Below are 12,567 nucleotides of genomic sequence, written 5' to 3'. Positions count from 1 at the left end.
TGGCGTGAATTTTGCGCATTGACGCTCGCTGAATTTCGCGTTATTGCTTATCCGTGGTTGCACATTTTGTAATCACTGTTTTCTTTTCCACCAGACAATGTAATGAGGGAAACGAGGCATGAAGAGACAAAAACGAGATCGCCTGGAACGGGCACATCAACGTGGTTATCAGGCAGGTATCGCCGGACGCTCAAAAGAGATTTGTCCATATCAGACTCTGAATCAGAGATCCTACTGGATGGGAGGCTGGCGAGAAGCCATGGAAGACAGGGCGGTTACTGCGTAATCACTGTCTCTTTAGAAAAAGAAACCTCCGCATCGCGGAGGTTTCGCCTTTTTGGACGTGTGTAACATCGATCAGGGTTTAGGGAAAATCCAGACGTGCTGCTCTGGCAACTGGAGATGATGCGGCTGAGCATCACGCATATCATTGCCGTAGGCGCGAATCACGAAATCATCTCCAGAGGTTCGGAAGAGATATTCCCAGCGATCGCCGAGGTACATGCTGGTTAACAGCGGCAGCGTCATGCCGTTTTCCCCGGGCAGATCGGCAATCCGTACGCGCTCCACGCGAATTACCGCCGTCCCTTCCTGCCCGGCCACGGCGCCAGCCCCAGCTTTGCCCCAGAGCGCCCAGCCGCTGCCCTCAATGCGTGCTTTACCGTCGCGAACCTCAGTCACTTTACCGTTCAGGCGGTTATTGCTGCCCATAAACTCGGCGGTGAACAGCGTTTGCGGTGAGCCATACATCTCTTGCGGGGTGCCCTGTTGCTCAATTTTTCCGTTATTCAGCAGCAGAATACGGTCAGAAATGGCCATCGCTTCGTTCTGATCGTGGGTGACCATTAACGCCGACAGCCCTAGCTTGATAATCAGTTCTCTCAGGAAGACGCGGGCTTCTTCGCGCAGTTTCGCATCCAGGTTGGAAAGCGGTTCATCAAGCAAAATCACCGGCGGGTTATAAACCAGCGCCCGGCCAATCGCGACGCGCTGCTGCTGCCCACCGGATAGCTGATAAGGGTGGCGCTGGCCGAGGTGCCCAAGCCCCAACTGATCCAAAACGGCCTGTACACGCTGGTTGATTTCCGCCGTCGCCACTTTACGCAGCTTGAGCGGGTAAGCGACGTTTTCAAAGACGGTTTTATGCGGCCACAGGGCATAAGACTGGAAGACCAGGCCAAGATTACGTTCTTCGGCCGGGATCTCTTTGCGGGATGCGCCGTCGTAAACGTTGCTTTTGCCGATAACAATTGTGCCCTGGGTGGGTTTTTCCAGTCCGGCGACGGCGCGCAGCAGCGTTGTTTTGCCGCTGCCGGAAGGGCCAAGCAAAGACACGACTTCGCCGCGCTTCAGCTCCATGGAAACGCCTTTCAGCACGGGGTTGTCGCCGTAGGTTAAGTGCAGGTTCTCGACCGATAACTCAATCATGTAATTTCACTCCAAAACGAAGGGCAATGCCGAGCCCTAACACCACGAACAGAATATTAATAAAGGAAAGTGCGGCGACAATATCGATGGCGCCCGCGGCCCACAGCGAAACCAGCATGGAACCGATGGTTTCCGTACCGGGGGAAAGCAGGTAGACGCCGGTAGAATATTCACGCTCAAAGATCAGGAACATCAGCAGCCAGGAGCCAATCAGGCCGTAGCGCGACAGCGGGATGGTGACGTGGCGGGTAATTTGCGCACGGCTTGCCCCGGTGCTGCGGGCGGCCTCTTCCAGTTCCGGCCCAACCTGCAGCAGGGTAGACGAGATAAGGCGCAGACCATAGGCCATCCACACGACGGTATAGGCCAGCCAGACGCTGAATATTGTGCTGCGCAGCGAGCGTAGCCAGACGATAAGGTTATCCCGCAGCCACTGGGACCACGGCATACCGGAAAGCCAGCCGGACTTCAGCGCGTTATCCAGCCACATCGGCAGGAATAAAAACACCCACAGGAAGGCCAGACCGGCCAGCAGGCCAGGCACGGCACGAGGTACCAGCACGCTGTAGTCCAGGAAGCGGGTCACGTTGTCTGGTTTTCTGTGCATGGCGATGCCGATAAACAGGTAGCAAACCACCGCCAGCGCGCCGCCGATGACCCCTATCGCCATTGAGTTGACGATGGCCCGCAGCAGGTTGGGCTGTTCCCAGATAGTGCGGAAGGTATTGAGCGACAGTTCATCCCACAGTGAAACGCCCACGCCCCAGTTGGAGATAAAGGACCGCAGGATAACGCCAATCAGCGGCACCCCGATGGTAACGGTCAGCCAGAACGCCACGACGGCGCCTGCGACCCAGCGCCATTTACCCAGCGGCAGGGCTCGCGCCTGAGAGGCTTTGCCTTTGACGGTGACAAAGCGGTTTGCCGTGCGCATCAGTCGGCGCTGCAGCATGACCAGCGGGATAGTGATACAAATCAGCACGACAGCGACGGCAGCCATCAGATGATAGGACGGCGTCCCGAGCTTATTGGTGAGCTTGTAGAGATACGTTGCCAGCACCATGTTGCCTTCCGGGTCGCCCAGCACGAGCATCAGACCGAAAACTTCCAGCCCGAGGAAGAACAGCAGCACGGTGGCATATAGCATTGCCGGACGCACCATCGGCAGGCTGACGGCTGTCATCACCTGAAGCGGCGTTGCACCTGCGGTGCGAGCCGCTTCCTCTACGTCGGAACCTACGCTGCGCAGGGCCGATGAGATGTAGAGATAGGCGTGGGGCACATGCGTCAGGCCTGCGATCACCACGATGCTCGACATGTCGTAGATATTCCACGGCACGAAACCAAGCAGCGACTGCGCCCACAGGGAGAAGAAGCCAACCGGGCCTGCGGCCACCACATAGCCAAATCCCAATACCATCGGCGACACAAAAATAGGCACCAGAATCAGCGGCTCGATGATGCGTCTGCCCGGCAGGTCAGTACGCACCATCAGGAAAGCCAGAATGCCGCCCAGCGGGATGGCAATCACCACCAGGCCAAAGGCCAGAATAAAGCCACTCTTCAGCGCCAGGTAAAAATCGGAGTCGGTGAAGATAAATTCAAAAGATTCGAGGCTCCACTCCTTCGACGGGGAGAAGAAGGGGGCCGAGAGAAAACTCTGTATAACGATAAACGACAGCGGAATATAGATAACCAGCGCAGTTATCAGCACCACAATGCCGCGCGGCAGGCTTTGCCACTTTCTGCGTAATGCATCCATGTAACGATCCCTCAGGTCAGTTAGCCTGAATAGCCTAATGTGTTCGGGTTAAGCGAGGCGCAGCCGGACGGCACGCCTCATCAAAGGATTATTTCGCGGCGGCTTCGCGCCACTGCTTGATGTAGTCCAGGCGTTTTTTCTGCTGCAGGTATTCCAGCAGGGTTTCATCCACCGGAATCGGCTTCAGGGCGTTGCCGAGTTTTTTGGTCATGCCGTCGATGTCGTTGTCACCGTCGATATCATTGCGGATGGAAGGAATATCCGCCTGATTAGCGAGGATGTTTTGCCCCTTTTCAGACAGCACGTAGTCAATCCACAGCTTCGCCGCGTTGCTGTTTTTCGCTTCATTGCTGATAAAGGAGACGCGTGACAGCACTAGGGTGTAGTCCTTCGGATAAGCGATACCGAGGGAGGTGTCCGTTTTGGCACGGGCTTCGGCGTAAGAGCCCAGAATGTTGAAGCCAATCAGGTTTTCACCCGAGGAGACTCGCTCCATCATGGTGCCGGTTGAGGACTGAACCGAAAGGCCGCCTTTGGCTACATCGGCGAGCGTTTGGAAGTAATTTGGATCGGCCTTGTGATCCTGTACCGAAAGCATAAAACCGAGACCGGATTTTTCAATATCGTAAGTGGTGACTTTTTTGCTGAATTTTTCGGGCTGGCTGGCGATAAGTTTGGCCAACGCTGCATGGCTGTCAGGCACTTCATTGGCCGGGATCAGGCGTTTGTTGTAGATAAAAATGACCGGCTCATAGGTGGTACCGTAGGCCTTGTCTTTCCAGACTGCCCACTTCGGCAACTGGCCTTGCTCCGGGGATTTGTATTCCTGGGCATAGTCGGTGGCGAGCTTTAATGCCGTGTCCATAGAAGAACTCCAGACCACGTCACCGCTGGTACCGCCGGCGGCCTGCTCGCTGATATAACGGTTGTACAGCTCGGTGCTGTTCATGTCGTTATATTCTACTTTGATGCCCGGATATGCGGCCTCAAAGCCCTGAATAAGCGGGGCCGCGGTTTTGGTGTCGGTGGTGGAATAGAGCACCACTTTGCCTTCTTTGGTCGCGGCATCGATGATTTTTTGATAATCCGCCGGATAGCCCTGAGGCACAGCAGAAAATGCAGAGGTAGAGAGCAGCACGGCAGAAGCAAGGCAAGATATACGTAACTTATTCGACATTATTGTTAACCTCTAGTTACATTTGAGAAACTAAAAATCAACATAACGCATAACGTTTTCCAGGCAAGAGGGGGCGTTTTTTATCTTCACGATTTGTGATTTCGAACGTTGTTTAAGCAATTAACGCCATAAAAACCACGGCAAGAAAGCGTCATTCAGGCGGGCGATAGAAACAAAAAAGCACCCACTGCGAGCAATGGATGCTTTCGAGGTAAAGCCAGATGAAACGGTATTAGAAAGCAGACGTGTCTTTGAAAAGACCCACTTTCAGGTCGGTTGCGGTGTAGATCACACGGCCATCAACCAGTACTTCACCGTCAGCCAGGCCCATAATCAGGCGGCGATTCACAACGCGTTTGAAGTGAATGCGGTAGGTAACTTTCTTCGCGGTAGGGAGAACCTGACCGGTAAATTTCACTTCGCCCACGCCCAGCGCGCGGCCTTTGCCTTCGCCACCGAGCCAGCCGAGGTAGAAACCAACCAGCTGCCACATGGCATCAAGCCCCAGACAGCCAGGCATCACCGGGTCACCAATAAAGTGGCAACCAAAGAACCACAGGTCAGGGTTAATATCCAGCTCGGCTTCCACGTAACCTTTATCAAAGTTACCGCCGTCCTCGGTCATCTTGACTACGCGGTCCATCATCAGCATGGAAGGTGCAGGCAGCTGCGGGCCTTCAGCCCCAAACAGTTCGCCACGCCCTGAGGCAAGAAGATCTTCTTTCGTATAGGATTCGCGTTTATCTACCATGTCTACAGTAAGCCTTTTTATAATGAAGCACGCAGGTTAGCTAACACGTGTACGCTCAACAAGTCCGATCAGTTGTGGTTGAACCAGTTGAGCCAGCGTAGCGGCCACGGAAAGCGCTGGCGAACATCCGGCGCCGAGGCCTGAGCAATACGCTCCTGCACCGCACGCATCAGGGTGTTTTGCCCTTCGCCATCCCACGGGAGATTGGTCAATAACGGCAGGGCATCAGCCACGTCGTCAATTGCCCAAATCGAGAATTTATTTTGCTCGACGGCCTCCAGTACATCTTTATGCAGCGACAGGTGACATACGTTCGCCAGAGGAATAATAACACCCTGGGTACCGCTAAACTCACGCTGCTGACAAATGCTGAAGAAACCTTCCACTTTTTCATTCAGCCCGCCAACGGGCTGTACACGGCCGAACTGATCCACAGAGCCGGTGATCGCAATGTGCTGATAAATAGGGACGTTAGCCAGGGCACTTATCAGGGCGCAAAGCTCAGCCATGGAGGCGCTGTCGCCGTCAACTTCGCTGTAGGACTGCTCGAAGGTAAGGGACGCCGAAAACGGGATTTGCTGGTCAAGCTGCAGCTCTGACATCAGAAATGCCTGCATGATCATCATCCCTTTGGCGTGAATGTTACCGCCGAGTTCTGCCTTGCGCTCTACGTCCGTAAACTCCCCATCACCGACGTGAACCACGCAACTGATACGGGAAGGTTCACCAAACGCCCGTGGATGACCCGGGAATTCAATGACCGACAGCGCGTTAATCTGGCCGATCATTTCGCCCTCGGTTTCAATCAGGATTTGCTCCATCAGGATTTCATCCTGCATGCGCTCGGCCAGGAAACCTTCGCGCCATTCACGCTGTTCGAGCATTTGTTGGAGCTGTTCGGCGTTAAAGCTGTCTGCTTCGGTAAACGGCGCGACTTCACGCAGCTGGCGTGAAATCCAGGAAGGGCAGAGTGGCAGCATTTCCTGATCGCCCGTGTAGCGGACGGCCTCACGAATCAGCGGTTGCCAGGCATCGGCTGCAGGTGCTGGCAATGACTTCTCAGCGGCGATGGCATAGATCCACTGACACCAAAGCGCCATTTCATCGGCAGAAGCAATTTGCAGATTGTCTTCAAATTCACTGTAGATAGCGGCTGCAGCCAAATCCATCTCCATTTCCTGGAAATCGGCCAGCGAGTCGCGCTCGCCAACCAGGACCAGTTTGAAATCCAACGCTAATGACGGAATTTTTACCGGCAGCGGACGAGTTTCGTCAGGTGAAATCCAGTCGAAACGCCCCTGGGTCATGATTTGTTTCAGGCGTAGCCACAGCAGCGGCTGGGCAAGGACGCTACGCATCGACAGCACCAGGACGCCGCCGTTCACGCGATGGATCAGGCCGGGCTCCAACGACACCTCGCCCGCAAACTGCCGCACGCAGCCTAACAGTTGCTCCGGTTCAACCCAGTCAGCGGCAATAACTTCTCCGCTGGACGCAAAGTTATCGTCAGCGTTCCCGGCCGGGCGCAGGGTGACCCGATTACCTTCAATGAGATAATGTCCGCCGATGATTTCTTCGGCTTCATCATGGGATGCTTCAACGGCCGCGGCGATAAGATCCAGATACTCTTGTTCTTCCGGGGCTTTTATCAGCATTAGATCGACGGAAGAAACGGAAAGGTTGAGTTGCTCAATCCCGTAAACTAAACGAGGTTGAACCGCAGAAAGAGGGGCGGAGTCGGTATCATAAGGCTGTGCAAAAATTTCCTGATAGCTTTCGGTATCAGGCACCAGGGCACGCCAGTCAAGTCGATTAGTCGTCAAAGTCGCTATATTTTTTAATGAGATGTCAAAGGCGCGATTATACAAGAATCGCTCGGGTAGCACACGGATAAAGCAGTAACACAGTTTTATCCCTCTCACAGCTTTGATTTTCAGTTCAGCGAATGGCGGAAAAACTGTTATTCTGAACTAAGTTACACGGTCACACTGAGATCACAATGAAATATCAACAGTTGGAAAATCTCGAGAGCGGCTGGAAGTGGAAGTATCTGGTTAAGAAGCATCGCGAAGGGGAATTAATCACGCGATACATTGAGGCCAGTGCAGCCCAAGAGGCGGTAGAGCAGCTCCTGACGCTGGAGAATGTGCCGGTTCTGGTTCAGAGCTGGATTGATCAGCATATGAACCCCGCGCTGCATAACCGCATGAAGCAAACGATTCGTGCACGGCGTAAAAGGCATTTTAACGCTGAGCACCAGCATACCCGCAAGAAATCCATCGATCTGGAATATCTTGTCTGGCAACGTCTGGCCGGGCTTGCTCAACGTCGCGGCAATACGCTTTCGGAAACGGTTGTTCAGCTGATTGAAGATGCGGAGCGCAAAGAGAAGGTGGAAAGCAAGATGTCGACGCTTAAGCAGGATCTGCAGGCTATGCTCGGTAAAAAATAAAGCACTGAAAGCGTTACACGACCTCGCCATCGCGAAGTCTCAGACAATAAAAAAACCCCGCCATGGCGGGGTTTTTGTTCAAGGAAGGGTAACTTATGCCGCAGGCTGAGTTACAACTTCTTTGATACCTTTAACTTCGATCTCAACGCGACGATCTGGAGCCAGGCAGTCGATCAGTTTAGCTTTAGGCGCTACTTTGTCACAGGTGTTGCCGGTAACTGGGTTAGCTTTGCCCATGCCACGTGGAGAGATTTTGTTCGCTGGGATACCTTTAGAGATCAGGTAATCAACAACGCTCTGTGCACGTTTTTCAGACAGTTTCAGGTTGTACTGCTCGGAACCGATACGGTCGGTATAGCCCAGAACAACAACGGAACCATCTTTAGGATCCAGGTTGCTCAGCTGGGTGTACAGCTGATCCAGTGCCTGCTGACCTTCTGGTTTCAGGGTTGCTTTGTTGAAGTTGAACAGAACGTCAGACTTCAGAGTGAAGTGTTTGGTCTGTACTTCTGGAGCTGGAGCTGGAGCTGGAGCTACAACTGGTGCAGCTTCTTCCTGCTGGCCAAAGCGGTAGGAAACACCTACGCTCAGCATGCCGTTGTCAGGACGAACGCCAACGGTCTGTGCATCACCGATGTTGTTAACCCACTGGTATTCCAGACGGGTAGCGATGTCACGGGTAACTGCCCACTCAACACCACCAGCGAATACTGGGGAAACACCGGTGTCGTGGTTTTTACCAGCGATGGTGTTTGTAGAGTCTGCACGCCATACCATGCCGCCCAGACGGGTGTAGATGTCCAGGTCGTCAGTGATTGGGTAACCCAGTTTGGTGGTCAGCTGTACGCCCTGAGCTTTGAAGGCACCGCTAGTTACGCTGCCTTTGTAAGGCATACGGCCAAGCCAGTCGTAACCCATTTCAAAACCAACGTACGGGTTAACCTGATAACCACCGAAGGCACCAGCGCCCAGCTGGCTTTCGTGGGTGTTACCGTTGTTTTGCAGGTCCTTGTTATACCAGCCGGTATCGTGGAACTGAGACCAGCCCAGTTTACCACCTGCATACCAGGTGTTATCTTTCGGTGCGGCCTGCGCTACGGTAGCGAAGCCAGCCAGTGCCACTGCAATCGCGATAGCTGTCTTTTTCATTTTTTGCGCCTCATTATCATCCAAAAGGCCATGAGCTCTAAACCAATTTAAAGCCCAGGGTTAAATCCTTCGCCCGGGTTTACGCTCAATTGTTACTCTACCGATATATCGGTGTTATGAAGAGCAACCCTGGCGAGGTAAAGTCTACAACGTAGTTGGAAAGTTACAAGTGTGAAGTCCGTCAGGCATATGAAAAAAAACGACTTGCATACATATTTTTTTACAGAATGGACTGTTTTTTGAGCGGCTCACCTATCCAATAAACCCCGTCAAACCGCCATATGACGGGACTTTTTGAATCATGACAGCGGATTATATGGCATACGTAAAAAATTCCAGGATTTCTCCTAAATTTACTTAATGATACAAACTAGAATGAATTTTTAGGCCATTTCGTGGTCTTGAACCGGATGTTCCTGTGCTGGTTGGACGCATAATAAAGCCCATCGCATTGCCAGCTTCGGCTGCTATTGTCAGCCGTAAATGTTCTTCATCTGTTAATTCTTCCGTAAGCCAGCCGATGACTACGCTGTAATTTCCCGTCTGCAAAGCTTTCACCATGGCATCAACGGTGCAGAGAGGATCTAACTGATTTGCCTGCATCACTTTTGCCAGCGGCAGCCCAGCCGCCTGCAGCCATGTACGGCTGAGTTTTTGCTGCGGCGTTAGCCATAGCTGCCAGCGGGATTGTTGTCCCAACTGCTGTAATAAAGGTAGCAGAATAAACTGCGTAACCCATGGGCTCTCTTCGCTGTAGACCACTTCACTGATTAACCCCTGTACGCTGTTATCAGAGAGAGACTGCGCCGGGGTGTGCGCAGTAACTGCAACATGACGAAAGTGAGTTTGAGCGTTATGTGAGTGCATAGTGAGTCCCGCCTAATGGGTTACTGTATACATATACAGTAATGTCTGTGCGAACAAAGATCAACCGGAATTTCGGAAAGTGTCTCGCATTTTCCGTACGCAAAAGCGACACCGATGAAATTGTCGTTGCCATTAGCTTTAACCTTACTTATTTTCAGGGATTAAGAGGGTGAGTAACTAAAGAAGCTATTTACCAGTTGATATATAAGGACATATTATGAAAAAGGTGACATTTCTTAGAATTCATAAATCACGGAAATATCTTTCGTCACTGGGTAAAATCGGCTACAGACCGTTATTTGGCGGTTATAGTCTGACCGTCGACGGTGTGGTTTTTGCTATGGTGGCGGAAGGTGAGCTTTACCTGCGAGCTTGTGAACAGTGCGCGGAATATTTCATCCAAAAATCGGCCCCATCGCTGATGTACAGTAAACGGGGGCTCCCAGTCGCACTGAATTACTATCGTGTCGATGAAGAGCTTTGGGAAAATCCCGATAAACTCGTCCAGCTCTCTTCCCTGGCTTTACGAAGCGCCCAACGGGAGAAGACACAAATTAAGATACGTTCTCGCCGCCTTAAGGATCTCCCCAATCTTTCCCTGAATATTGAAGTTATGCTTCGTGAGGTGGGCATTAATGATCCACAAACGCTTCAACTCTTTGGGGCAAAACGGTCATGGCTAAAATTACGCAGTACCCGGAAAACGGTAGGTATTAAAGTACTGCTCGCGCTTGCAGGCGCTATTCGCGGTGTTCATGAGGCTGTACTGCCTGCTGATGTTCGCAAAGAATTGACGGACTGGTGGCGCCGCTATGAGCAGCGGCGCCAGCCTTATTCTGAGCACTGAGAGATTTGTTGCTGAAGACGAGAGATCTCTGGCAGAAGCGCAATTAATAACCCAATTTGTTGCAGCACCAGGGGTTCTTTTGTGTCTGCCCGAGTCTCAAGCTGCGAGATGCGGGCGGAGAGCCCTGTCAGAGCAGCCTGAACGCGTCCTTCATCGACAGGCAAGTGATGCAGTGCGTCATCAACGTAGCAGACGGCGTCATCAAGCAACATTAACGTATCGCCGTGGTTGAGTTTTTCCCTGTGCGCACCTAATGCAGAGATATAGCTGTTAAACGAGTGGTTCAGGCAAAGCAGACGGAACGCCGCTTCCCGCATCTCAGCGGAGACTCGAGGCTCGGAAGACATATTTGAAACCACGGAGGCCAGCTCGGCGTCTCTGTTATGGGCATCCCGCCGGGCAATGCGATATTCCAGGCGGTTATCACGTCCCTGATGGTACTGCTCAAGAATGGCATCCAGATAGCGACAATTGGCGTTGAACGCACGTTCAACGACTCGTGAAAGCCGGCGGAATCGCCAGTCAGGCCAGATGAAACTCACCGCCGCCCAGGCTATTGCGCAGCCTAAGAGAGTATCAATCACGCGCGGGAGAGCGACTTCAAAACCTTCTCCTAGCAGATTAAAACACAGTAATACCAGTAGAGTAATAAACATGGTGGCATGGGCGTATTGCACATTGCGGAAAGCGAAGAACAGCACGCCAGTAATGACGATCAGTATCAACTGGCCTTCGAGAGACGGGACAAGCCAAAGTAAAGGCAGGCCAACGGCCACCCCAACCAGCGTGCCGATGATACGCAGCGCTAAGCGTCGCCGGGTTGCACTGTAGTTGGGCTGGCAGACAAACAAGCTGGTCAGAAGTATCCAGTAACCATGCTGCAAACCCGTAAACTGAATAAACGCATAGCCCACACAAAGCACCAGGGACATCCGCACCGCGTGACGAAAGAGTGCGGATTCAGGCGTGAGGTTAAGCTTCAGCCGCTGCCAGATATCATCGAAGCCGGTCAGCTTGTCGTCGGCCAGACGATTCTCGGGATCGTTCTGCGGCTCAGCAATCGCCTGTTCTGATTCAATGTTTGCCAGTTGCGCATCAATTGCCCTCAAGTTTGTAATCAGAAAGCCCAACGCTTTTATCTCAGACGTGGTTGCATGGCTGGCACGAATTCGGTCCAGAGCGGAGTCCAGATGAGTAAATGCGCGTTCAAACCGTGGGTCGTGCTGATAAGGGACTCGCAGCAGGATTGATCGAGAGAGCTGCTGGCAGGCATGAGATTGCATCGTTAGCAGACGCTGAAAGCGGAACATCACGTCGCTATAGCGAAACTTATCGCGTAAGGCCTGGTACTGAATATGAGACGAGCTCGCCCGCTCGTGAATATCCTGGGCTACGAAATAATAGTGAAGTGTTCGACGAGTCCCTCTCTGCCCCCGATCGCCGCGGAGGCGAGTCAGTAATGAGCTTTTCGTCTGGTTTAGCGTGGTGACTAACTGGCTGTTAGCCATGGCCAACTGGAGCATTGGAGCCTGGCTTTCTTCTTCGATATCAGGATCAAACAGTGCGGCTTTAATTTCCAGAAAGTTAGCGAGGCTTTCATAACAGCGTGCCAGGTTGTCCTGCAGGGGCCGAATCGGGAAAATTAAATGGCCTGCTAAGGTCAGCAGGTTATACCAGACGGCACCGGCTAAAAGGAACAGTGGTTGCTGATACCAGTGCTCGTAGAGGGAAATACCGAGCATCGTGTAGATAGCAATCAGCAATGCACCAAAGGCAATGGTGGCATAGCGTTGGCCCAGCCCTCCAAGGAGGATAAATCCGCTGGTGGAGACCGTTAAGCCCACTGCAAACAGCCACGGCCAGGGAAACAGCAGCTCAACAGACGCTGAAGCAATGAAAAAGCTGACTAAAGTGATCAGTAAATTTCGTAGCCTACCACTTACCCGGTCGTCGAGATCGGCCAGGGCGGCAGCCACAACGCCAAGCGTGAGGGGGATCGTCAGCTTGACTTCACCGAGCCACCACGGCAGTGCCGCAGTGCCTGCAAGGGCAATAAATATGCGCAAGTTGTAAAGCCAGGCGCTGTTCCAGGTGTAACGACGTACCAGTGGGCTTAGGGTCAGCACAACGGCTC

Annotated in this window: 11 protein-coding genes; 3 read left to right on the top strand and 8 right to left on the bottom strand. The window is 52.8% G+C overall.

Annotated features, from left to right (window positions below):
• Positions 1-118: 118 nt before the first annotated feature.
• A complete protein-coding gene (rmf, locus tag WFK85_RS01955) occupies positions 119-286 on the top strand; it encodes a ribosome modulation factor (protein WP_008461244.1) in 168 nt (55 codons plus the stop codon).
• Between the two features lie 71 nt (positions 287-357).
• Here the strand turns inward: rmf and WFK85_RS01950 are convergent, their stop codons facing one another.
• From WFK85_RS01950 to WFK85_RS01930, 5 genes are all read right to left on the bottom strand, one after another.
• Positions 358-1,428, bottom strand: a complete 1,071-nt coding sequence (locus WFK85_RS01950; RefSeq protein WP_166995532.1) for an ATP-binding cassette domain-containing protein — start codon at positions 1,426-1,428, stop codon at positions 358-360.
• Positions 1,421-3,190 carry an ABC transporter permease gene (locus WFK85_RS01945; protein WP_336708469.1) on the bottom strand — a complete coding sequence of 590 codons (1,770 nt, stop codon included), beginning with the start codon at positions 3,188-3,190 and terminating at the stop codon, positions 1,421-1,423. The genes WFK85_RS01950 and WFK85_RS01945 overlap by 8 nt, the downstream gene beginning before the upstream one ends.
• Before the next feature lie 88 nt (positions 3,191-3,278).
• A complete protein-coding gene (locus WFK85_RS01940; RefSeq protein ID WP_166875364.1) occupies positions 3,279-4,367 on the bottom strand; it encodes an ABC transporter substrate-binding protein in 1,089 nt (362 codons plus the stop codon).
• Between the two features lie 232 nt (positions 4,368-4,599).
• Positions 4,600-5,118: a bifunctional 3-hydroxydecanoyl-ACP dehydratase/trans-2-decenoyl-ACP isomerase gene (gene fabA, locus WFK85_RS01935; protein ID WP_008461248.1), complete on the bottom strand. Its 519-nt coding sequence runs from the start codon at positions 5,116-5,118 to the stop codon at positions 4,600-4,602.
• A gap of 68 nt (positions 5,119-5,186) precedes the next feature.
• On the bottom strand, positions 5,187-6,941 hold the full coding sequence (locus WFK85_RS01930) for a Lon protease family protein (protein ID WP_336708466.1): 1,755 nt from the start codon (positions 6,939-6,941) through the stop codon (positions 5,187-5,189).
• Between the two features lie 176 nt (positions 6,942-7,117).
• Between WFK85_RS01930 and matP the strand changes: the two genes are divergently transcribed.
• Positions 7,118-7,570, top strand: coding sequence for a macrodomain Ter protein MatP (gene matP / locus WFK85_RS01925; RefSeq protein WP_008461251.1), 453 nt, complete (start codon positions 7,118-7,120; stop codon positions 7,568-7,570).
• A gap of 93 nt (positions 7,571-7,663) precedes the next feature.
• On the opposite strand, the gene ompA is transcribed toward matP, so the two are convergent.
• Both ompA and sulA read right to left on the bottom strand, forming a co-directional pair.
• A complete protein-coding gene (ompA, locus tag WFK85_RS01920; protein ID WP_008461252.1) occupies positions 7,664-8,719 on the bottom strand; it encodes a porin OmpA in 1,056 nt (351 codons plus the stop codon).
• 357 nt (positions 8,720-9,076) lie between these two features.
• Entirely contained in the window at positions 9,077-9,586 is a 510-nt protein-coding gene (gene sulA / locus WFK85_RS01915; protein ID WP_008461253.1) for an SOS-induced cell division inhibitor SulA, read from the bottom strand.
• A gap of 217 nt (positions 9,587-9,803) precedes the next feature.
• Between sulA and WFK85_RS01910 the strand changes: the two genes are divergently transcribed.
• Positions 9,804-10,433 carry a TfoX/Sxy family protein gene (locus WFK85_RS01910; RefSeq protein WP_166995542.1) on the top strand — a complete coding sequence of 210 codons (630 nt, stop codon included), beginning with the start codon at positions 9,804-9,806 and terminating at the stop codon, positions 10,431-10,433.
• On the opposite strand, the gene yccS is transcribed toward WFK85_RS01910, so the two are convergent.
• On the bottom strand, positions 10,418-12,556 hold the full coding sequence (gene yccS / locus WFK85_RS01905; RefSeq protein WP_336708606.1) for a YccS family putative transporter: 2,139 nt from the start codon (positions 12,554-12,556) through the stop codon (positions 10,418-10,420). The two genes, WFK85_RS01910 and yccS, sit on opposite strands and share 16 nt — an antisense overlap.
• Between the last annotated feature and the right edge of the window lie 11 nt (positions 12,557-12,567).

It is taken from the genome of Cedecea sp. VD22, from assembly GCF_037150195.1.
GTDB lineage: Bacteria > Pseudomonadota > Gammaproteobacteria > Enterobacterales > Enterobacteriaceae > Cedecea.
The sequence above is the reverse complement of the archived record's forward strand: the minus strand, read 5'-3'. Positions and strand labels throughout refer to the sequence as shown.